The sequence below is a fragment of the Sphingomonas sp. Leaf357 genome, from assembly GCF_001423845.1.
In the GTDB taxonomy this organism is placed as follows: Bacteria; Pseudomonadota; Alphaproteobacteria; order Sphingomonadales; family Sphingomonadaceae; genus Sphingomonas.
In genome coordinates, this window is sequence record NZ_LMPM01000002.1 from 180,840 (window position 1) to 203,117 (window position 22,278).

At 65.8% G+C, this 22,278-nt stretch carries 19 protein-coding genes and 1 tRNA gene; 12 read left to right on the forward strand and 8 right to left on the reverse strand.

What is annotated here, in order from left to right:
• The first annotated feature begins 110 nt into the window (after window positions 1-110).
• The 3 genes from rpsA to ASG11_RS13930 all read left to right on the forward strand — a co-directional run bounded on the left by rpsA (window position 111) and on the right by ASG11_RS13930 (window position 2,476).
• Window positions 111-1,841, forward strand: a complete 1,731-nt coding sequence (gene rpsA / locus ASG11_RS13920) for a 30S ribosomal protein S1 (protein ID WP_055781343.1) — start codon at window positions 111-113, stop codon at window positions 1,839-1,841.
• Between the two features lie 219 nt (window positions 1,842-2,060).
• Window positions 2,061-2,339, forward strand: a complete 279-nt coding sequence (locus ASG11_RS13925) for an integration host factor subunit beta (RefSeq protein WP_055781347.1) — start codon at window positions 2,061-2,063, stop codon at window positions 2,337-2,339.
• A 51-nt stretch (window positions 2,340-2,390) separates the two neighbouring features.
• Window positions 2,391-2,476, forward strand: a tRNA-Leu gene (locus tag ASG11_RS13930).
• Between the two features lie 23 nt (window positions 2,477-2,499).
• Here ASG11_RS13930 and ASG11_RS13935 read toward each other — a convergent pair.
• Window positions 2,500-2,748, reverse strand: coding sequence for a hypothetical protein (locus ASG11_RS13935; RefSeq protein WP_055781349.1), 249 nt, complete (start codon window positions 2,746-2,748; stop codon window positions 2,500-2,502).
• Window positions 2,745-3,239, reverse strand: coding sequence for a hypothetical protein (locus ASG11_RS13940; protein WP_055781352.1), 495 nt, complete (start codon window positions 3,237-3,239; stop codon window positions 2,745-2,747). Before ASG11_RS13940 ends, ASG11_RS13935 begins: the two co-directional genes overlap by 4 nt.
• Window positions 3,240-3,617: 378 nt before the next feature.
• Between ASG11_RS13940 and ASG11_RS13945 the strand changes: the two genes are divergently transcribed.
• Genes ASG11_RS13945 through ASG11_RS13965 form a run of 5 tightly spaced genes read left to right on the forward strand, consistent with a single transcriptional unit; the run spans window position 3,618 to window position 9,849 of the window.
• Entirely contained in the window at window positions 3,618-5,357 is a 1,740-nt protein-coding gene (locus ASG11_RS13945; protein ID WP_082472904.1) for an ABC transporter permease, read from the forward strand.
• A gap of 16 nt (window positions 5,358-5,373) precedes the next feature.
• Window positions 5,374-6,693, forward strand: a complete 1,320-nt coding sequence (locus ASG11_RS13950) for an ABC transporter ATP-binding protein (protein WP_055782685.1) — start codon at window positions 5,374-5,376, stop codon at window positions 6,691-6,693.
• Window positions 6,693-7,895, forward strand: coding sequence for a carbohydrate porin (locus tag ASG11_RS13955; RefSeq protein WP_055781358.1), 1,203 nt, complete (start codon window positions 6,693-6,695; stop codon window positions 7,893-7,895). Before ASG11_RS13950 ends, ASG11_RS13955 begins: the two co-directional genes overlap by 1 nt.
• Window positions 7,896-7,954: 59 nt before the next feature.
• Window positions 7,955-9,412, forward strand: coding sequence for an ABC transporter substrate-binding protein (locus ASG11_RS13960; protein WP_055781361.1), 1,458 nt, complete (start codon window positions 7,955-7,957; stop codon window positions 9,410-9,412).
• Window positions 9,413-9,417: 5 nt separating this feature from the next.
• Window positions 9,418-9,849 (forward strand): DUF4112 domain-containing protein, encoded by a 432-nt coding sequence (locus tag ASG11_RS13965; RefSeq protein ID WP_055781363.1) that lies wholly within the window; start codon window positions 9,418-9,420, stop codon window positions 9,847-9,849.
• A gap of 3 nt (window positions 9,850-9,852) precedes the next feature.
• Here the strand turns inward: ASG11_RS13965 and ASG11_RS13970 are convergent, their stop codons facing one another.
• Both ASG11_RS13970 and nadC read right to left on the reverse strand, forming a co-directional pair.
• Window positions 9,853-10,560: a ribonuclease T2 family protein gene (locus ASG11_RS13970; protein ID WP_055781366.1), complete on the reverse strand. Its 708-nt coding sequence runs from the start codon at window positions 10,558-10,560 to the stop codon at window positions 9,853-9,855.
• Window positions 10,557-11,408: a carboxylating nicotinate-nucleotide diphosphorylase gene (nadC, locus tag ASG11_RS13975; RefSeq protein ID WP_055781368.1), complete on the reverse strand. Its 852-nt coding sequence runs from the start codon at window positions 11,406-11,408 to the stop codon at window positions 10,557-10,559. Before nadC ends, ASG11_RS13970 begins: the two co-directional genes overlap by 4 nt.
• Before the next feature lie 241 nt (window positions 11,409-11,649).
• Between nadC and ASG11_RS13980 the strand changes: the two genes are divergently transcribed.
• The 3 genes from ASG11_RS13980 (at window position 11,650) to lptG (ending at window position 16,122) form a co-directional block, all read left to right on the forward strand.
• The gene (locus ASG11_RS13980; protein ID WP_055781370.1) at window positions 11,650-13,596 is read left to right on the forward strand and encodes an ATP-binding protein; all 1,947 of its coding nucleotides are present in this window, start codon (window positions 11,650-11,652) and stop codon (window positions 13,594-13,596) included.
• Window positions 13,597-13,825: 229 nt separating this feature from the next.
• Window positions 13,826-15,037 (forward strand): LPS export ABC transporter permease LptF, encoded by a 1,212-nt coding sequence (lptF, locus tag ASG11_RS13985; RefSeq protein ID WP_201781349.1) that lies wholly within the window; start codon window positions 13,826-13,828, stop codon window positions 15,035-15,037.
• Entirely contained in the window at window positions 15,034-16,122 is a 1,089-nt protein-coding gene (gene lptG / locus ASG11_RS13990; RefSeq protein ID WP_055782692.1) for an LPS export ABC transporter permease LptG, read from the forward strand. Before lptF ends, lptG begins: the two co-directional genes overlap by 4 nt.
• A gap of 94 nt (window positions 16,123-16,216) precedes the next feature.
• Here lptG and ASG11_RS19300 read toward each other — a convergent pair whose 3' ends face one another.
• From ASG11_RS19300 to ASG11_RS14005, 3 genes are all read right to left on the reverse strand, one after another.
• Window positions 16,217-17,149: a PEPxxWA-CTERM sorting domain-containing protein gene (locus tag ASG11_RS19300; protein ID WP_055781374.1), complete on the reverse strand. Its 933-nt coding sequence runs from the start codon at window positions 17,147-17,149 to the stop codon at window positions 16,217-16,219.
• A gap of 455 nt (window positions 17,150-17,604) precedes the next feature.
• On the reverse strand, window positions 17,605-19,329 hold the full coding sequence (locus tag ASG11_RS14000; RefSeq protein WP_236697524.1) for a hypothetical protein: 1,725 nt from the start codon (window positions 19,327-19,329) through the stop codon (window positions 17,605-17,607).
• Between the two features lie 140 nt (window positions 19,330-19,469).
• Entirely contained in the window at window positions 19,470-20,558 is a 1,089-nt protein-coding gene (locus ASG11_RS14005) for a fatty acid desaturase family protein (protein ID WP_055782695.1), read from the reverse strand.
• 132 nt (window positions 20,559-20,690) lie between these two features.
• Between ASG11_RS14005 and ASG11_RS14010 the strand changes: the two genes are divergently transcribed.
• Window positions 20,691-21,851, forward strand: a complete 1,161-nt coding sequence (locus ASG11_RS14010; protein ID WP_443024499.1) for an N-acetyltransferase — start codon at window positions 20,691-20,693, stop codon at window positions 21,849-21,851.
• A 45-nt stretch (window positions 21,852-21,896) separates the two neighbouring features.
• Here the strand turns inward: ASG11_RS14010 and ASG11_RS14015 are convergent, their stop codons facing one another.
• Window positions 21,897-22,160 (reverse strand): hypothetical protein, encoded by a 264-nt coding sequence (locus tag ASG11_RS14015; protein WP_156363813.1) that lies wholly within the window; start codon window positions 22,158-22,160, stop codon window positions 21,897-21,899.
• Window positions 22,161-22,278 lie beyond the last annotated feature (118 nt).

Genomic DNA, 22,278 nt, shown 5'->3' on the forward strand with positions numbered 1-22,278 from the left:
TTCACAGCCCGAACGGATGCCGCGCCCGGCATTCGGCCTGCGCGGCGTTTTGGCCAAGACCGCCGGACACAACCGGCTGGCCGGAAACTGATTTAGGACGACCCATCTTTATGGCCACTCAGGCACATCCCACCCGTGACGATTTCGCAGCCATGCTCGACGAGCAGTTCGGCGGCGCCGACAGCTTCGAAGGCCGTGTCGTCAAGGGTACCGTTACCGGAATTGAAAACGACCTCGCCGTCATCGACGTCGGCCTGAAGTCGGAAGGCCGCGTGCCGCTGCGTGAATTCGCCGCGCCGGGCCAGAAGGCCGATCTGAAGATCGGCGACGAAGTCGAAGTCTATGTCGATCGCGTCGAGAACGTGCACGGCGAAGCGATGCTGTCGCGCGATCGCGCCCGCCGCGAAGCCGCATGGGACAAGCTGGAAACCGAATTCGCCAAGACCGCGCGGGTCGAAGGCACGATCTTCGGCCGCGTGAAGGGTGGCTTCACCGTCGACCTGAACGGTGCCGTGGCGTTCCTGCCCGGCTCGCAGGTCGATATCCGCCCGGTCCGCGACGTGACCCCGCTGATGGACATCCCGCAGCCGTTTCAGATCCTGAAGATGGACCGCAAGCGCGGCAACATCGTCGTTTCGCGCCGCGCGATCCTCGAAGAGACCCGCGCCGAGCAGCGTTCGGGCCTGATCCTGTCGCTGGCTGAAGGCCAGATCATCGACGGCGTCGTCAAGAACATCACCGATTACGGTGCGTTCGTCGATCTCGGCGGCATCGACGGTCTGCTGCACGTCACCGATCTCAGCTACAAGCGCGTCGGTCATCCGAGCGAGGTGCTGAACATCGGCGATGTCGTGAAGGTGCAGATCATCCGCATCAACAAGGACACGCAGCGCATCAGCCTCGGCATGAAGCAGCTCGAGAGCGATCCGTGGGATGGCGCGATGGCGAAGTATCCGATCGGCGCCAAGCTGTCGGGCCGCGTCACGAACATCACCGAATATGGTGCGTTCGTCGAGCTGGAAGCCGGCATCGAGGGCCTCGTCCACGTTTCGGAAATGAGTTGGACCAAGAAGAACGTCCATCCGGGCAAGATCGTCTCGACCTCGCAGGAAGTCGAAGTCATCGTGCTCGAAGTGGATTCGGAAAAGCGCCGCATCTCGCTCGGCCTCAAGCAGGCGCAGTCCAACCCGTGGGAGGCCTTCCTGGAGGCACATCCGATCGGTTCGACCGTCGAAGGCGAAGTCAAGAACGCGACCGAGTTCGGCCTGTTCATCGGCCTCGACAACGATGTCGACGGCATGGTCCACATGTCCGACATCGCCTGGGGCGTTTCGGGCGAGGACGCGCTCAACCTGCATCGCAAGGGTGAGACCGTTCAGGCGATCGTGCTCGACATCGATGCCGAGAAGGAGCGCATCTCGCTCGGCATGAAGCAGCTCGAGCGTGGCGCTCCGGCAGCCGGCGGCGTCGCCGCAGGCGGCACGGCAGCGGCGGGTTCGGGTCTCAACAAGAACCAGATCGTCACGGTCACCGTGCTCGAAGTCCGCGATGCGGGTCTCGAAGTGCAGGTCGGCGACGACGGCGCGACGGGCTTCATCAAGCGGACCGATCTCGGCCGCGACCGCGACGAGCAGCGTCCGGAGCGTTTCCAGGTCGCACAGAAGTTCGACGCGATGGTCACCGGCTTCGACCGGTCCAAGAAGCCGACCTTCTCGATCAAGGCGATGCAGATCTCCGAAGAGAAGCAGGCCGTGGCACAATATGGTTCGTCCGATTCGGGCGCATCGCTGGGCGACATCCTGGGTGCCGCGCTGAAGGCACAGAACGAAGACAAGAAGTAAGCGGTGTCCGGCGGGAGGGCCTGACGGCCCTCCTGCCGCCCGATCTGTCCATCTGCCTTTGATCCGGGCATAATTTTGTCCGCAAGGCTTGCATCTTTTCTGGCGGATTGAGCCAGATCAAGATATGTGCGGTCCCACATCCATCCCGGATGACGATTCTCGTTTCGCCAGCGTAGCGTATCAGCGCCGGTCGAGACGGCCTTTTGAGGGGCCGCCGCCATGATCCGTTCCGAACTCGTCGATATGCTCGCCGCCGAAAATCCGGACCTGTCGGTTCGCGACATCGAAGCGATCGTCGGCACCTTCTTCGATGAAATCACCAAGCGCCTGGCGCAGGACGGTCGCGTCGAACTGCGCGGCTTCGGTGCCTTCTCCACTCGCGCCCGCGACGCCCGCACCGGTCGCAACCCGCGCACCGGCGAAACCGTCGATGTCGATGCCAAGCGCGTGCCCTATTTCAAGCCCGGCAAGGAAATGCGCGCGCGTTTGAACGTCTGACCGCACTGACCGGTTGACGCGCCAAGGCACTGACGCCACGAGGCTCCGAACGCGGACGTGGCGAAATTGGTAGACGCACGGGACTTAAAATCCCTCGCCCTTTGGGTGTGCGGGTTCGAGTCCCGCCGTCCGCACCATTGTCGAACGAAGCTCGCCCGGATCATCCGGAGCGCTGGCGGCGTCGATCGCGGATCGTCTGCACGAGCGCACGATGCCGGCCCCGCTCGACGCGAAAGGCAGCCGGCACATGCCGGCCCTGCACGATCAGGACGAGACCGAACAGCGCGAGCCCGAAAGCCGGCAAGCCCAACACCCCCTCCTCGCCCGGGCGGATGCTCAAACCGACGGTGATGGCCGTCACGAACGTCGCGACGCCGATGCCGCGCCACGCAAGATCCCGGCGTGTCATGCCGCGACCTCCGGGTCCGCGATCAGCCTGCGCCCGGCGCACGCCACCGTCCGTGCTTCCTCCGCGCTGCAGCCGACGCAGCCGTGCCACATCACGATATCCGCAGGGAAATCGGATTCCTCCTCCAGCGCGCGAACCCTGTCGCCCGTCTCGAACGTGATGCCGATCGCCGCATCGTGCAGCCCGCTGGCCGAGGCGCGCGCCTTGCCGACCAGCGCCGGAGCGTCGTCGATCCCGCGTGCCTCGATCGCGGTGAAACCCAGCGCGCGAGCGTACCGCACCGCACACAGAAGCAGCGTCCCGGACCCGCAATCGACATCCACGATCCGCACGCTGCAGCGCCGTGCCGCGCGGAGCGAGACCAAAGCGGCCGCCACATCGGGCCAACGACGGTCGCGACAGCGTGGCCGGGTGTCGGCCGGAGTCCCGCGCGGGCGGGCAACGGGGTGCCGCAGCGGTCCGGCGATGCAGTGATCGGCAAGATGGGTCATGGTCGAATAAGTCCTCGGAGATGCTGCAAACCGACGTATCGGCTGGCGGCCCGATCGCGGGCGGCCTTGGGTGCCGCGAGGGCGCGCGCACCGATATAGGTCCGCGCCGAATTAAGGTTCGAGAGCGATTTCAGGGCCGTCGCATATAGGCCGCGTAAAGTTCGGCCCGCGCCCGTCCGGACGCGATTGACAATGTTGCGGTGCGGGAGCAATCGCGCCGCGTCGGCGCGAATCGCCGGCGATCAGGATCGAACAAAAATGCCAAGCGACAGTAGTCGAACGAACGCGCCATCGGGGGCGCCCGGCCGAGCCTGATCCTGTCAGTCTCGCTTCGGGTGGCCGTCGGCGGCCGCCCGACGAGGTGAGACAATGCGTGAATTGCCCCAGATTGCCCGTGGCGTGCGCCCCTTCTCGCGCTATTGGCGCGCGACGACGCCGAGCTGGGCCGATGCCGTCGCCTTCCTGCTTCTCGCTGGCCTTGCCGTGCTCGTCGCGCGCGGCGCGGTGGGCGTGGCGCAGCCTTTGTCCGAACTCCGGCTTGATCCGATCGCACTCGATCCGTGGAACTTGCCGGCCTACGCTCTGCGCACCACGCTCCGCATGTTCGCCGCGCTCGGTGCCTCGCTCCTCTTCACCTTCGTCGTCGCCACGCTGGCGGCCAAGAGCAAGCGCGCGGAGATGGTCATCGTCCCCGCGCTCGACATCCTGCAGTCGGTGCCGATCCTGGGCTTCCTCACCTTCACCGTCACCTTTTTCATGGGCCTGTTTCCGGGGCGCCAATTGGGCGTCGAACTGGCGGCGATCTTCGCGATCTTCACCAGCCAGGCGTGGAACATGGCGTTCAGCTTCTATCAGTCGCTCCGCTCGGTGCCGGGCGACCTGGAAGAAGTGTCGCGCGGTTTCGCACTGTCGCCGTGGCGGCGCTTCATCCGTCTGGAACTGCCCTTCGCCACGCCGTCGCTGGTGTGGAACGCGATGATGTCGATGTCGGGCGGATGGTTCTTCATCGTCGCGGCGGAGGCGATCAGCGTCGGCAACACCCGGATCATGCTGCCCGGCATCGGATCGTGGCTCGCGCTGGCGATCGACGGGCAGGATTTTCGCGCCGTCGGCTGGGCGGTCGGCGCGATGGCGGTGGTGATCCTGCTCTACGACCAGTTCGTGTTCCGGCCGGTCGTCGCCTGGGCCGATCGCTTCCGCTTCGAACAGACCGCGTCGCAGGACGGCCCGAAAAGCTGGGCCTATGATCTGTTCCGCCGTGCGCGATTGCTGCCCGTCCTGTTCGCTCCGCTGACCGGATTCGGGCGGCTGATGATGGCGATCGACCGGCGCCCTGCCCGCCGTGCCAAAACGCGGCGGGAAACCGCACCGAATCCGCTCGGCCGCGTCGTCTGGTCGGCGATCGTCGCGGCGGCGGTGCTGGGTGCGGCATGGCTGGTGATCGATTATCTCGCGTCGCACCTCGCCTGGGGCGACGCGCTCACCGCGCTCGGGCTCGGCTGCATCACGATGCTGCGCGTGCTCGTGCTGATCGCGGTGGCAAGCCTGGTCTGGGTGCCGGTCGGCGTCTGGATCGGCCTGCGCCCACGCTGGGCGGAACGGCTCCAGCCGGTCGCGCAATTCCTCGCCGCCTTCCCGGCCAACGTCCTGTTCCCCTTCGCGGTGATCGCGATCGTCCATTGGCGGCTCGATCCGGACATCTGGTTGTCGCCGCTGATGGTGCTGGGCACGCAATGGTACATCCTGTTCAACGTGATCGCCGGCGCCACCGCGATCCCGAACGACCTGCGCGAGGCCGCCGGCATGTTCGGAATGGGGCGTTGGCAATGGTGGCGCACGCTGATCATCCCCGGCATCTTTCCCTATTACGTCACCGGCGCGCTCACCGCCTCGGGCGGATCGTGGAACGCCAGCATCGTCGCCGAGGCGGTGTCCTGGGGCAGCGAACGTCTCGAGGCGCATGGCCTCGGCACGTACATCGCCAAAGCCACCACCGCCGGCGATTTTCCGCGCGTGACGCTGGGCATCGCGGTGATGTCGATCTTCGTGATCGGCTTCAACCGCCTGCTGTGGCGCCCGCTGTACGCTTATGCCGACCGCCGCCTGCGCCTCGCCTGACAGAAGGAACCGGATCATGGCCAAGCCCCTCGCCCGCCCCGCCACGTCGCCAGCTCTCGTCAGGGTCGAACGTCTCACCCACCGCTACGGCAAGGCCGGCGGGGGCGGATTGCTGGTGCTCGACGATGTCGGACTCACCCTGCGCGAGAACGAGATCGTCGGGCTGCTCGGCCGGTCCGGCTCGGGCAAGTCGACACTGCTGCGCTCGATCGCGGGGCTGATCCGCGCCGACGAGGGCGAGATCGATTTCGTCGCCGATGCGCAGGGTGCCGCGCCGACCGTCAGCATGGTGTTCCAGACCTTCGCCCTGTTCCCCTGGCTGACCGTCCTGCAGAACGTCGAACTCGGCCTGGAGGCGCAGCGCGTTCCCGCCGACGAACGCCGCACCCGCTCGCTCGCCGCGATCGACCTGATCGGCCTGGACGGATTCGAGAACGCGTATCCGAAGGAATTGTCCGGCGGGATGCGCCAGCGCGTCGGCCTGGCGCGCGCGATCGTGGTCAACCCCTCGCTGCTGCTGATGGACGAACCCTTTTCCGCGCTCGACGTGCTGACCGCCGAAACGCTGCGTACAGATCTGCTCGATCTGTGGGCGGAGGGGCGGATGCCGATCAAGTCGATCCTGATCGTCACCCACAATATCGAAGAGGCGGTGCTGATGTGCGATCGCATCCTCGTCTTCTCGTCCAATCCCGGCCGCATCGCCGCCGAGATCAAGGTCGATCTGCCGCAACCACGCGACCGGCTCGATCCGCCATTCCGCGCGCTGGTCGATGACATCTATGCCCGCATGACGGCCCGCCCCGCGCCCCAGCCGGTCCGCGACGGCGGATCGCCCGGCACCGGTATCCAGATGGTGCTGCCCCGCGTCTCGACCAACTCGCTCGCCGGCTTGATCGAGGAGGTCGATGCCGGCCCGTTCGATGGCCGCGCGGGCATGGCCGATCTCGCCGATCAGCTTCAACTGGAGATCGACGAGCTGTTCCCGATCGCGGAAACGTTGCAGTTGCTGCGCTTCGCCGAACTTCAGGGCGCCGAAATCCAGCTTACCCCGCTCGCCCGCCGTTACGCGCAGGCCGATGTCGACACCCGCAAGGCGATATTCGCGCAGGCCCTGCTCGCGCATGTGCCGCTTGCCCAGCACATCAAGCGCATTCTCGACGAACGCTCCGGGCACGTCGCCCCGGCACGTCGCTTCCGCGACGAACTCGAGGATCATATGTCGCCGGACTATGCCGAGGAGACATTGCGCACCGTGACGCTGTGGGGTCGCTATGCCGAGGTCTTCGCCTATGACGAGGACGATGATCGCTTCTCGCTGGACGACGCCGTGTGATGCGCTGGATGGTCAGTGCGATCCTGCTGCTGCTGGCGCATCCGGCCTGGGCGCAGGACGAGCGGCCGACCGGCTATCCACGGTCGGCGAACGAAGGATCGACCAAGGCGGTATCGCTATCCGCCGTCTATACCGCCGATGTCCGCAGCGACATCGACGGCGGCATCGCGCGGGGCACGCGCTATCTCGACAATCTCGACCTGCAGGTCGCGGTCGATGCGGAGCGGCTGGTCGGCTGGCACGGCGCGCGGCTGTTTGGCTATGCGATCTACAATAACGGCACGCATTTCTCTTCCGATCTGGCCGGCGCGACCCAGGGGGTGTCGAACATCGAAACCGGCATGCGCGCGCTGCGGCTGTTCGAGGCCTGGGTGGAACAGGATGTCGGGCGCAATGCCTCGCTCAAGGCCGGGCTCTACAATCTCAATTCGGAATTCGACACGACACAGAGCGGCGGGTTCTTCCTGCTGTCGTCGCACGGCATCGGCCCGGATTTCTCGCAAAGCGGGCGCAACGGGCCGTCGATCTTTCCGGTGACCTCGCTCGCGGTGCGCGCGGAAGGCAAGTTCGGTACGCACTGGCTGGCGCGCGTTGCGGTGCTCGACGGCGTGCCCGGCGACCCGGGACATCCCGCCGCGACCGCGATCAAGCTGTCGGCCCGCGACGGCGCACTCGTCGTCGGCGAGGTGAACTATCTCAGCGGCGGCACGAAGGCCGCGATCGGCGCATGGGCCTATACCGGGCGGTTCGATGCGATCCCCTTGGGCACCGCACCGTCGTCCGGCCACGGCAATTCCGGAACCTATGTCTTCGCCGAACACCGGTGGCGGGGCACACGCGCCGAAGATGCGGACGGATTGGCGGGGTGGCTGCGTTTCGGCATTGCCGACACGCGCTACAATCCGATCGCGCGCTATCTGGGCGGCGGCCTCGTCTATGCCGGCCCGTTCGCGCGACGAAAGACCGACCAGATCGGCCTGTCCGTCGCGGTCGCCGAGTTCGGAGATCGTTATCGGCGATCGCAGGCGCTGTCGGGCGAGCCGGCCGGGCCGCGCGAAATCGTGATCGAGGCGGGCTATCTCGCCCAGCTGGCACCATGGCTGCGCGTTCAGCCGGACGTGCAGTACGTCGTCCATCCCGGCGGCGACACCCTCGTGGACCATGCCGTCGTGGCCGGATTCAGGATCAAGGTCGGCCAGTAAGCCGACACGGCGTAACTTCGCCGGTAGCGCCCCGCGCCGGCGAATGGCAGAACGGAAGGATGAACCTTCGCCCTGCTTTGCTGATCGCCGCGCTCCTGATGACGGCGGCGTGCGACAAGCGCCGCGACGCGGGGCGCGTGGTGGTCAGCGCGATCGGTGGCGATCTGGCGATCGGCGACCCCTCGCGCACGCCGCAGGGCTACGCTGCACGGGTGATGATGGATTCCACCGCGCAGGGCCTGGTGCGGTTCGATGCCAGCGGTCAGATCGAGCCGGGAATCGCCGAGCGATGGATCGTGATCGATGACGGGATGAGCTACATCTTCCGGCTGCGCGATGCGGAATGGAGCAATGGTGCGCCCGTCACGGCATCGGAAGTGGTCGCGGTGCTGCGCCGGCAGATCGCGGCTCGATCGCGCAATCCGCTCGCTCCGTTCCTCAGCGCGATCGACGAGATCGTCGAGATGACGCCCGAGGTCATCGAGGTGCGGTTGAAGCGCCCACGCCCCGATCTGCTCAAGCTGTTCGCGCAACCCGAGCTGGCCGTGTTCCGGACCCGGCCATTCGGCGGCAGCGGCCCGTTGCGCGTCGTCAACCGGACGCGCGACATGGCCCTGCTGCGCCCCGCGATCGATCCGACGCGCTCGCCCGACGACGTCGCCGATCCCACGCCCGAAGACGAGGTGCGGCTGATCGGCGAACGCGCCGCCCGGGCGATCGCGCGGTTCGCGGCGGGCGAGTCCGATCTCGTCACCGGCGGCACCTTCGTCGACTGGCCGCTGATCGGTAGCGCGACGATCGCGCCGACCAACCGCAAGATCGATCCGGCGGCTGGCCTGTTCGGGCTGGCGATCGTGAACCGCACCGGCTTCCTCGCTGATGCGCGCGTCCGTGCCGCGATCTCGGGCGCGCTGGATCGGCAGGCGATCGTCGGCGCATTCCTGCCGGAATGGACCCCGACGACGCAGCTTCTGCCCGAACAGCTCGATTCCGCCACCGTGCCGGTCGTGCCGGACTGGAGCGCGGTGGCGCAGGACGACCGCTTGCAGACGATCCGCGCACTCGTGGCCGCGTGGCGATCGGCGCATCCCGGTCCGCTCACACTCCGCCTGGCGCTGCCTGCCGGGCCGGGTGCGACGATATTATACGGCCAGATCGGCGCGAGCCTCGCCACGATGGGTATCCGGGTACAGCGCGTCGGTGCGGAAGAGGATACCGACCTGCGCCTGATCGATGCGGTCGCGCCCTACGACAGCGCACGCTGGTATCTCGCCACCGCCTGCGCACCGTGCGGCGAGGCGGCCACGGCGGCGATCGACGCCGCGCGTGACGCCCCGGACATGGCGTCCCGCGCGCTGCGGATCGCCGAGGCCGACATCGCGCTTGCCGCCGACGTCGCCTACATTCCGATCGCCCGGCCGCTGCGCTGGTCGCTGGTCGCGGTGCGGCTCAAGCAGTGGGAGCCGAACGCGCGCGCGTGGCACCCGTTGAATCATCTGCGCGCCGCCCCCAATTGAGATTCATGGCCAACACCACGCGCATCGACGACGATCCCATCCGCCGCATGTCGGGCATGCTGCCGCTCGGCACCGACGCCGCCGCCGTGCGCCAACGCGTGGTGGCGATGGAACATCTGCTGGAAGGATTGTTCACCATTCCCGGCACCAACCGCAAGGTCGGGCTGGACGTGCTGATCGGCATCGTGCCCGTGGCCGGCGACGTGATCGCCGCGGCGATGGGCTCCTGGTTGGTGTGGGAAGCGCGCAACCTCGGCATGTCGAAGCTGCAGATGGCGCGCATGTTCGGCAATGTCGGCACCGATTTCCTGCTCGGGCTGATCCCGATCATCGGTGTCGTGCCCGACTTCTTCTTCCGATCGAACACGCGCAACCTGCGCATCATCAAGAAGCATCTCGACAAGCATCACCCGTCCACCGTCACGGTGGACGGCTGAAGGTTACCGCCGCCCGCGCCAGATCTTGAGGTCCGCGCCCGCCGGCAGGCCGCCGGAATTGGGCCGGCAGCGTTCGTAATTATAGGCCTTGTCGAGGCACAACCAGATCTCGTCCAGCCAGCCCTGCTTCGTCGCGGTCACGCGGATCGACGTGACCGGTAGCCCCGGATTGGCCTTCGCGAACGCGGCCGAAAAATCGCCGACCGTCAGAGGCGCGCGCGACAGGCCGTCCATGTCCGGATAGCGCAACGCCGCGAACAGTCGGGTCGAGCTGCGGAAATAGGCGGTCGGCGTGGTGCCCATGCAGGTGCCGTGCTTGGCCCATTCGTGCTGGATCAGTTGCGGCGACGGCGTCGAGCACAGGGTGTCGCGGATCACCTTTTTCGGCACGATCGGCGTGGCGGCGCAATATTGCGGCCAGTCCTTGCCCACGCCGTCCGGCCACAGGCCGTGCAACGTGAAGCCGAAGCTATTGCCTCCCCCGCATTGGAAGCGCGCCGAGCGATCGTCCTTGTGCGCGCGGCAATAGCCCGGTGCCCAGGTGATCGCGAGCGTATAGCTGCCGATCGGCAGCACGCGCTTCGGCTGGTCGGCCGACGGCAGATCGGGGCGCGGCGTCGGCACATTGCCGGGAATGGCGCATTGATAGGCCTGCGCCTGCGCGACACCGGGCAGGCCGAGCGCGACCAAGGCGAGAAGCTTCAGTTTCATGCTGGCATCTCCGTGAAATCCAGGCCGATATCGGCGGCGGGCGCGGACTGCGTCAAGCGGCCGACGCTGACATAGGTCACGCCGGTTTCCGCCAGCGCGCGGATCGTGTCCAGCCTTACGCCGCCCGACGCCTCGGTCGGCACGCGTCCGCCGACCAACGTCACCGCGCCGCGCAGCGTCGGCGCGTCCATATTGTCGAGCAGCAGGTGAGTCGCGCCCGCCGCCAAGGCCGGTTCGATCTGATCGACCCGGTCGACCTCGACGATGATGCTGGCGATCCCCGCCGCTTTCGCGCGCGCGACCGCCGCGCCGACTCCACCGGCGACCGCCACGTGATTGTCCTTGATCATCGCCGCATCCCACAGGCCCATGCGGTGATTGGTCGCACCGCCCATACTGGTCGCGTACTTCTCGAGTCGGCGAAGGCCCGGGATGGTCTTGCGCGTATCGAGCAGGGTCGCGCCGGTGCCGACGATCTTGTCGACGTAAGCGCGCGTCATCGTCGCGATACCGGACAGATGCTGCACCGTGTTGAGCGCCGAACGCTCGGCGGTCAGCATCGCCCGCGCGGAGCCTTCGAGGCGCATGAGATCGGTGCCGGCGGGCACGCGTTGCCCGTCCGCGACGAGCATTTCGATCCCGACCTCCGGATCGAGCGCGCGGAAGAACGCCTCGGCGATGCCCAGCCCGGCGACGACGATCGCATCGCGGCTGTCCATCACGCCGCTGAAGCGCGCCTCCGCCGGAATGACGGCAGCGGAAGTGATGTCACCCCCCTCCCCCAGATCCTCGGCCAGCGTCGCGCGGACGAACGAGTCGAGGTCGAAACCGGGCAGTTCGAAGCTCATGCCTGCTCTCCGAAAGTCACGAAAGTCACGCGATACGACGCTTGAGGCGTCCTCGCGCTGACAGGTTTGAGGGTCGGCGGCAGGCCTTGGCCCGGATGCGATCGGCTGAGCATGCTCGCCCTGTGGCATGGATCGGGGTTTGTAGGACAGAGGGTTGTCGAACCGCCGGCGATGATGGCCGCCCCGATCCGTAGCCAATCCGTATCTTTGCACGAGTCGCGGCAAGGTGTACAAAGCGGGCATGACGGGGAAAGAGGGCGAGATCGCGGCTGCGGGGGAACGCAAGACTGCCTGGCGCACCAGCATGCTGATCGTGATGGCGCTGCTGGGTGCGGTGGTGCTCGTCGGGCTGACGATGACCCTGGGCGAAGCCAATCGCCAGCGCGATCGCGCGCTGCGCCTGCAATCGCACAGCTACGAGGTGATGATCCTCGCGCGCACCTTCTCCAGCACGATCGCGCGATCCGAGGCATCGCTCGGCCGCTACGTGATCAGCACCGACAAGCAGCTCGGACGGCTCTATTCGGACGACTGGAAGATCGCGGGGCAGCAGATCGCTCGGCTCGACCAGGTCACGCGCGACAATACCGGACAAAACCGCCTGATCACGCGCCTGCGCCGGGCCTATACCGCGCGCGGCGAGGAATTGTCGGATACCGCGCTCAGCACCAATTACGGCAAGAACGACATGGCGCTGAAGCGCTATTACAAGGCGCGCAACTCGGCCGCACTGCGCCAGATCAACGACCTGCTCGACCAGATCATCGCGCACGAACGCGCCCTGCTCGATGCGCGCACCAGCAATGCGATGAAATCGGCCGAACGCTCCAATCGGTCGGCGGCGGTGCTGGCGGTGTTCGGCATGCTGATCGTGATCGGGGCGATCGTGCTCGGCTGGCTGACGGTCAAGGCGCTCGGCGAGCGCGCCAGCGCGCGGGCCGAGGCGGAGCAGCAGCGCGAGCGCGCGATGGAACTGGAATTCGCCGTCGAGCATGCGACGAGCGAATTGCAGAAGCAGGAGAGCAAGCTGCGCCAGGTGCAGAAGATGGAGGCGGTCGGCCAGCTGACGGGCGGGATCGCGCATGATTTCAACAATATGCTTGCCGTCGTCGTCGGCGGCCTGGAACTCGCCAGGCGCAGTCTGGACAAGGATAGCGACGCGACGCCGCGCCACATCGACAATGCAATGGAAGGCGCCAACCGCGCCGCCGCCCTGACCCGCCAATTGCTCGCCTTCAGCCGCGAAGAGACGCTGAAGCTGGAGCCGATCGCGGCGGGCGAATTGATCGCCGGCATGTCGGACCTACTCGATCGCACGCTGGGCGACGCGATCACGGTCGAGGCGCGCGACAAGGGCAGGAACTGGCTGACCTGCGCCGACCGGCATCAACTGGAAAACGTCATCCTCAACCTCGCCGTCAACGCCCGCGACGCGATGGACGGGCGTGGACAGATGACGATCGTGACCGCCGGCACGCAGCTCGCCGAACATGCGGTCGGCCGCTGCCCGGCGGGCCAATACGTCACCATCGCCGTCACCGACACCGGCCACGGCATGACGCCCGAGGTGATGGAACGCGTGTTCGAGCCCTTCTTCACCACCAAGCCGATCGGCCAGGGCACCGGCCTAGGGCTCAGCCAGATCTTCGCGTTCGTGCGTCAGGCGAACGGCGAGATCGGGCTTCAGTCCAAGCCCGGCAAGGGCACGACGGTGACGCTCTATTTGCCGCGCCACATCGCGGACGCGCCGGCCAAGTCGGCACGCCCCGCCCCGCTGCCGGAGATCGGCCCGACCGCCGCACTCGATATATTGGTGGTCGAGGACGATCCGCGCGTGCTGACCGCGACGATCGGCGCGCTGCAGGATCTCGGCCACCGCCCGATCCCGTGCAGCGATCCGCGTGCCGCGCCGGCCATGCTCGCCGAGGCGGGCTCGGTCGACCTGATCGTGTCCGACGTGCTGATGCCGGGCCAGACGGGACCGGAACTGATCGCGGAACTCACCGCCGACTATCCGCACGTCGCGGTGCTGTTCGTCACCGGCTATGCCGGGGAGGCGGGCGGCGAGGCGGAATTCGGCGGCCATCACGTGCTGCGCAAACCGTTCACGATCGCCGCACTGGAACGCGCGGTGGGGGCCGCGATGGCGGCGGAACGGCCTGCGCCGCAGAGCATCGCGGCCGAGTGACGTAGGGCCTCACTTCTCCCCTCCCTGAAAGGGAGGGGCAGGGGTGGGTTGCTCACCAGGAAACGCCGTCCTCTCCCCATGCCGACCCACCCCCAGCCCCTCCCTTCCAGGGAGGGGAGCCCACAGGCCAATTAACGGCTGACGGACGGCTCAGACCCGGATATAGCTGCCCGTCCGAGTATCCCGGCGCACGTCTGCGTCCCTGTTCCGAAAGCCCCCCGCCCCCACCATGAAGTCGATCGATCGCTACATGGTCCGGCTGATTCTGGTGCCGCTGCTGTCGACGCTGACGATCTCGGCGATGCTGCTGGTGCTCGATCGCATGTTGCGGCTGTTCGATTTCGTCGCGACCGAGGGCGGACCGATCACGGTCGTGTGGAAGATGCTGGCCAATCTGCTGCCGGAATATCTCGGGCTCGGCATTCCGATCGGCCTTCTGCTCGGCGTGCTGCTCGCCTTCCGCAAGCTCGCCACGTCGTCCGAACTGGACGTGATGCGCGGCGTCGGGATCAGTTACTGGCGGTTGCTGCGCATGCCGTACATGTTCGCGATCGTGCTGGCGGCGATCAATCTGGCGATCGTCGGCTATATCCAGCCGACCGCGCGCTACGCCTATGAGAATCTGCGCTACGAACTGCGCACTGGCGCGCTCGGCGCCTCGATCAAGGTCGGCGAGTTCACGCATTTCGGCGACAAGATGACGATCCGCATCGAACAGAGCCGGGACGAGGGCCGCAAGCTGTCCGGCATCTTCGTCCAGGCGGTGGGCAAGGACGGCACGTCGTTCGCGGTTACGGCGGCGAGCGGCAAGTTCCTCGCCACCGACAATCCCGACGAGATCGTGTTCCAGCTCACCGACGGGGTCCTGATCAGCCAGGCGCCGAAGATCCCGACGCCGCGCGTGCTGACCTTCACCACGCACAACCTGCCGATTCCGCTGCCCAAATACGGCAGTTTCCGCCAGCGCGGCGAAGGCAATATGGAACTCACCCTGCCCGAATTGGTGCGCATCGGCAGCAACCCGCAGACCAGCGAGGATCTGCGCGACACCAGCCGGTCCGCCTTCCACTTCCGCGTGGTCGAGATCGCGACGATGTTCCTGCTGCCGTTGCTCGCGCTGGCGCTCGGCATCCCGCCCAAGCGCTCGACCTCGGCGCTGGGCGTATTCCTGGCGATCGTGATGGTCGTCACCTATCACAAGGTGAACCAATATGCCGAGGCGATCGGCGGGCTGGGCAAGATCGATCCGCTGATCGCCTTGTGGACGCCGTTCGCGATCTTCACCGCCTTGGTCGGCTGGATGTTCTACACCATTGCCTATGTCCCCGACGGCCAGCCGATCGGCGCGCTGGAGCGCGTGTTCGGAAAGCTCGGCAAGTGGATCGTGCGCCGCATGCGCGGCCCCCGGCGCGAAGACGCGACGGGAGTGCAGGCGGCATGAACTTCTTCCCCTCCCGCGTCGTCGCCGTCTACATGGCGCGGCTGTTCGTCGTGCGCACCTTCGCGGTGATGGCCGGCCTGGTGCTGGTGCTGCAGGCGCTCGATCTGCTCGGCCAGTCGGGCAACATCCTGGCCTATCCCGGCAACGGCGATGCTCAGGTATGGCATTATATGAGCCTGCGCGCGCCGCAGATCATCGCCTTCGTGCTGCCCTTCTCCGTCCTGCTCGGTACGATCCTGACGCTGAGCCAGATGAACCAGAACAGCGAGATCATCGCGCTGAAGGCGTCGGGGCTGTCCGCGCATCAGGTGCTGGCGCCGCTGGTGCTGGCGAGCCTGATCGTCGCGGTGATCTCCTTCACGTTCAACGACCGCATCGTCGCGCGCGCCACGTCGGCGCTCAACCAGTGGCAGAACGTCAATTACGGCCCGCTGCCGATCGATCGTGGCGATCGCTCCAACGTTTGGGTGCGCGATGGTGACGATCTGATCCAGGCCGATCAGATCAAGGGCCGCGGCACGGCGGCGCAGCTCGGCGGGATCACGCTCTACGATCGCGAGAAGGGCAATCTCGTCGGCATCATCGAGGCCGAGCGCGGGCGCTATGCCGCGCCCGGCTGGCAGATCTTCCACGCGACGCGCTTCGACGTGGCAAGCGGTAAAAAGATCAAGATCGGCAATCCGGTGGTCGCCAAGAGCGTGCGACCCGATCAGTTCACGCTCGCCACGGTCGATGCCGATTCGCTGTCTTTCGGCGCGTTGCGCAGCGCGATCGGCGACCTGTCCGATGCCGGCCGGCCGACCAAGGCGCTCGAAGGATCGGCCTGGCACAAGCTCTCCGCGCCCTTGTCGTCGGTGCTGATGCCGTTGCTCGGCGCGGTGGCGGCCTTCGGTCTGGCGCGATCGGGCAAGCTGTTCCTGCGCGCGGCGATCGGCATGGGGCTGGGCTTCGCCTATTTCGTCGCCGACAATTTCGCGCTGGCGATGGGCAATCTGGGCGCATATCCGCCGTTCCTGGCTGCCTGGGCACCCTTCCTGCTGTTCTTCCTGATCGGCGAAGCGGTGCTGGTGCGGACCGAGGAATAGCAACCAAGCCGGGCTGGCCCGGACCGCCGGACGGCCACGAAAAAAGCCGCCGATCTCGCGATCGGCGGCTTCGTCGTTTTAGGCTATCCGCCGATCAGGCAGCGTAGGACACCCGGGGCGCACCCTTCTTGCTGCGGCGCATTCCGAGGCCGATGCCACCGAAGCCGACGAGCATCATGGCCCAGGTTGCGGGCTCAGGCACGGCGCCGGCTGCCACTTCGAAGTTCGAATTGACCGCGCGACCACCGCTGAAGTTGACGTTCACGTTGTCGACCGCGCCATAGAACTGGTTGTTCCATCCCGAACCGATGCCGATTTCCAGACCGTAGACGGTCAGGTTCGCATTGGCATTGTCCGTCATCCACTGCGCCAGCGTCTTCTGCCCGCCATTCGCCGCTGCGAACGTCGGGCCGAGCGAGGCGTTCGTCGCCCACCAGATGCCGGTGTTGAGATTGGCGGTCAGCGTGGTCCAGCTATCGACCGGCGCGGCCGTCTGCTGCTGATAGACATTTTCGAACACCAGCGATCCGGCGAACACCCCATCCTTCAGCATGTCGAAGCGCAGCACCGGCGAGAAATTGGCGTCGGTCGTGGACGTGCCCGCGCGATAGAAATCGAACGACACGCTCGTCAGGGTCGAGAGCGCGACGGGTGCGATCGCCCCGGCATTGCCGAACAGATAGACCAGATCGCCCTTGCCGGGATCACCTTGCGTGCTGTTGAAATACGCCGATCCATTACCGGAGCGGGCATAATCGGTCGTGATGCCGACGGTGGAGCCAGCACCGACGTTCGCCTGATACCAGCTGTTCAACGCCGTCGTGCCCGACGCACGGTTCGCGCCGGCATTCGGCCCCGGACCGGTCACGATCGTCCGCGTGCCCGTGGCGGTCGTCGTCGTCGTGGCGGTGCTCGTACCGAACGTACCGTTGACGTTCTGAAGGCTCGTGTTGTTCACCGTCTCCGCCGTCGCGCTGGACGCGACGACCGCGATAGCGGCGGCAGCCGTCAAATATAGGCTTTTCATTATAGCTTCCCCTCTTCTCGGCCAGTTCTTGTACTGTTTGCGTGGCCGCAGAAATTGCGCCCGATGCCGAAGGAATCGTTCTTAACCGGTTGTTCATAAATCGCAAGATGGTGATATGGATACTGTTTCAAACTGTGACATCTTGCGGAATTTCGTGCCTGACAGATCGTTATGATACCGAAATTAGTTGTCCATACATTTCGAATTACGGTGTTAACCTGATTTAGATCACCAATTTCCGCTCGGTTCTTGTTTGGTTTTTGTAACCGACACACCAGACAGCAGTTTTTTTGTTCATGTGATCAGTGACGCGTCTTGCGCCGCCAGCGTGATCACCATGCGCAGACATCGCGGCGAAATCTTCGGATTATGCGGTAACGGCGCTTCGGACCGCGCGATCTGAGACGCTGGTACCGATGCTCCGGCTATGCAGCCAGGCTCTGCCGACGGCGACGTCAGCCGGCAATCCGGGTCCAGGGATCGGCCTGCCGCATGTCGAGGCGGCAGAGGTCGCGAAAATCGTGGCGGCGCGCATAGGCCAGCACACGGGCATCGTAGTCCGCGGCGAGCGGGTCGGCGAATTTCCAGTCCGGCGGGTTGAAGGTGGAAAAGCCGTTGATCGTCGGCACCCGCCACATCTCGGCGAGGAACATCGCGTCGACATTGTGCGGATAGACGCCGTTCGCTTCCGGATTGATGTAGACCGGCTCGTCCCGCCGCGCCGCCACGACGTAGAAGCTCGTGCAGCTTGCCGGCGGAGCGGGAATCGGTTCCAAGGCCGTACGCTGTGCCGAGCGGCTGAGCTGTGCCGGCGATTCCGCGCTGAGGTTTTCGGCGACGAGCAACGCCAGGAATCCGGCGGCCAGCCAGGGCTTCGATCGTGCCACCAGTCTCGCCCGCTCCTGCCACGCCGCGACCACCAGCAGCAGGAACGGGAGCACCAGCCAGAGCTGATAGCGCGAGACGACCCGCATGCCCTTCGCCCCCGGGACCAGTTCGAACACCAGACCCCAGGGCGATGCCACGTCGAATTGCAATGTCAGGAACCACGCTACGATCGTCGCCAGCGCAAAGGCGCGCAGTTCGATCGAGACCGGGCGATCCAGCCCGACCCGCCGCCGCACGATGATCCGCCACGCCGCCGTGACGATTAGGGTGACCAGGACTACCGGCAGCCCCGATTGATGCTCCCCGCCGAGCAGGCGTGCCGGCAGCGTCGGGATCGCCGGATTGATCACATGGACCAGCGCGCCCAGCGCCCGGAAGATCCAGCCCCAGACGTAATTGCCCGGCCCGACATTGATCATGTCGACCACCGGCGTGACGAGATAGCCGAGCATCTGATGGTAGGACTGCCCGCCGGTCTCGCGCGCCTTGGGCAGGTAGACGATGAGGAAGGGTATGATCAGGACGATGAAGGCGATCGCCCCGCAGAGGAAAGTCCCCGCATGGCGGCGCGCGAGGCCGAGCAACGTCGCAGGCCGCCAATGGCCGCTCAGGACACACCAACAGACGGCGAACAGGCCGGCCGAAAAGATCGTGAACCAGGCCATGTAATAGGATGTCAGCAGCCAGGCCGCCGTCAACGCAGCGAGTGCCACGGCCAGCCATCGCGCCTGGAAATAGCGCCCTTCTCGCTCGACCCGAACCACGCCGATCGCCAAGATCATCGCCACCGGCAGCAACGCGACGCTCTGCAATTGGGCATGCACCGCCTGAAGCAAGATGTTGCTGGCGATGGTCCACAGCAGCGCCACGATCAACGCGCCCGAGCGACCCCAGCCGAGCGTCCGGGCGACTAGCAGATAGGCGGCGGCGAAGCCGATCGTCTTAAAGGTCAGGATGTTCAGCGTGTCGGCGTGAAAGGGATCGGCGAACAGCCGCCAGAAGGAATAGACCAAGCCGTAGAGGAAATAACCGTCATTGTAGCCGAGCGTCCCGGTATAGGGATGGAAATAGCCGGTCGTATTCCAGGCGGCGGCACCGCTCAGAACGTTGCGCCAATGTTCGAGGATGCTGATCTCGATCATCCCGTCCGCGCGGTCGCCGAAGCCGAGATCGAATCCGCTGAGGATAGGCGCGCGGAAGAACAGCGCCATCGCCACGACGTAGACGAGCGCGAATGCTGCAAGGTTGGTGATCGGCCGGCGCTTGGGCGCGTGCTCGGGGCCGGCGCTCACGTCCGACGCTCGTCAGCTGCGGCCACGCTGGTTACAAAATCGGCGTGCCACGGTTGCATGGCACCCGCCTATCTTCCTCGTGGCGCCCTGTCGATGGGACGAGACATCAACAAGACGCGTCGGCTCGCACTATGAATCGATCAGCGCGCCGCCATCGTGCTGCGCGCGATCTTCGCCACCAGACCCGGCAGGCCAGGATAGCTGGCCTTGTGGTAGGGCGACTCCACTTCCAGCGCGGCGGAAATGCGGCGATGCGCCTCGCCCAGCGCGTGATAGGGGAGGCCCGGCAGCAGGTGATGCAGCGCATGATAGCGCAGGCCCACCGGTGCCCACAGCATCGGCAGCAACGCCGGCGGCGGCACGTTGACGGTGTCGAGATATTGCGCGGTGACGGTCATCGCCTCGCCCTCATTCTCCCACAGATGTGCGACCAGCGTGCGCACCTGATTGATCACCATCACCGCCGAAGCGATGCCCAGACCGATCAGGAACACGCGAAGCGGCACGATGCCGGTGGCGACCATCGTGATCACCGCGATCGCCCATGCACTGGCGGCCGCTTCCTGCCACAACCACTGCGTCCGTGCGGCTCCTTCGGGTGCGCGGCGACGGAAGCCGGGGTTGATCGACAGCGACGAATAGCGCTCGATCACCAGCCGGCGCACCGCCGGGATCACCGACAGCGGCGTCAGCACGGCAAAGCGGAACAGTAACGCGATCGGGCCGAGCGCCGAGACGACGATGAACAACGGCAGCGTCCACGGCTTCATCAGCGCGAGCGGCAGATATTCGGGATCCTCCGCCGTGCCGTAGCGCGTGCGGGCGTGGTGCAGATTGTGCACGCCCTCATACATGAAGCTCGGCACCAGCAGCGGAATGCCGGCGATCAGGTTCCACGCAATATGAAAGCCCGGCACGGCCGACGACTTGAAATGCGTCAGTTCATGAATGAACGAGCCCGCGCGGTAGAGCGCCAGCACCGAGATCACCCCCGCCAGCACGGCCCAGCCGCCCGGCGCCAGCACGGCCGCGGCAAACGCCGCATAACCGACCACCGCCGAGACGATCAGGTCCGTCCAATAGATCGCCGGACGATGCGCCAGGATGTCGCGCGTCAGATCGGCGGCGGCGCGGAGCATCGCGCGATCGTCGGCGATCCGCTCGCGGGCGGCGCGCGGTGCCACGGCGGGCGCGGCGGCGCGGCGATCGAAGGTGAGAGCGGTTTCCATAAGGCGTTCCATTATCCCCAGATAGTGGCGGCAGCGTGGCGGTGAAAGGTCTACGGTGTTGCAGGGGTTGCAGCCTTGACAGCAGACCGTGCACGCAGGACTGAAACGACCTCCTTCCCGCAAAAGGCGCGTATCTTGGCCGACCAATCCCTCACCATCCGCCCGATCCACAGCAAGGCCGATCGCAAGGCGTTCATCGACCTCGCTTTCCGTCTCAACGCGGATGACCCCAATTGGGTGCCGCCGCTCAAGGGCGAAGCGCTGGGGCTGATCACGCCGGAGAAGAACGGCTGGTTCAGCCATGCCGAGGCGCAACTCTATCTGGCGGAGCGCGGCGGCAAGATCGTCGGGCGGATTTCCGCGCATATCGACACGCTGGCGCTGACGTTGCCGGCGGAACAAGGCTTCGGCCCCGGCGTGGGGTGCTGGGGGCTGCTGGAGGCGGAGGGTCGCGATCTGGCGCACGCGCTGATCGCGACCGCCGAGCAATGGCTGCGCGACAAGCACATGGTGCGCGCGCTCGGGCCGATCAGCATGTCGATCTGGGAAGAGCCGGGCCTGCTGATCGAGGGCTTCGATCATCCGCCGACGATCATGATGGGCCATCACAAGCCGCATTATCAGGAATGGATCGAATCCGCCGGCTATCGCGGCGTCAAGACGCTTTACACGTATGACCTCGATATCACGAAGGAGTTTCCACCGCTGGTCGGCCGGATCATCGCCGCGGGCGAAAAGAACGCGCGCATCCGCATCCGCAAGGTCGACAAGTCGCAGTTCGACAAGGAAGCCGCGATCATCCTCGCGATCCTCAACGACGCCTGGTCGGACAATTGGGGCTATGTGCCCTTGACCGAGCCCGAGATCGTCGACGTCGGCGTGAAGTTGAAGCCGATCGTGTTCGAGGATCTGATCCGCATCGCCGAGGTGGATGGCGAACCGGTCGCGTTCATGATCGTCCTGCCCGACCTCAACGAAGCGATCGCGCCGCTCAACGGCAGCCTGTTCCCGTTCGGCTGGGCGAAATTGCTGTGGTGGTTGCGCAAGCCCAAGGTCCGCACCGTTCGCGTGCCGCTGATGGGCGTGGTCAAACGCCTGCAATCGTCGCGCATGGCGAGCCAGTTGGCGCTGATGATGATCGAATATATTCGTCGGTCCGCCGTGGCCGAATATGGCGCGTCGCGGGGCGAGATCGGCTGGATCCTCGAGGACAATCAGGGCATGCGATCGATCGCCGACCTGATCGAATGCAAGATCAACAAGAAATACGAAGTCTACGAACGCACGTTGTGAGCGGCGCGGCCCGCGACGTTTTTTAGCGTCGCGGGCCTGTTGCCTTCACTTGGCGAGCGGATCGAAACCACGCGACAGCCAATCTTCCCGCGTGTGGCAGGTGCGGATCGGGAGCATGGACCCGGTAATCCTTTGCACAACACAATAGTTGGTAGGCTTTACCGCTGTCTTTGCTGAGATTGACGGCGCAACAGCAGAGGTCGAAGCTTCTACCGGAACTTCGGTCGCAGGTTTTGCGATATCGGCGAATGCCGGAGTAGCAGCGGCGATCAGCGCGCCCGAAAGCGCGGCGATTACGGTCTTGATCATGAAATCCTCCATCGACCGATCCGGCATCGTGCCGGTCGTAACTGTGTTAGTGCATTATGCATGCCAAACACCTGGTCGACGCAAGTTCAATAGCTTATCGGAATATCGGCATGGATCA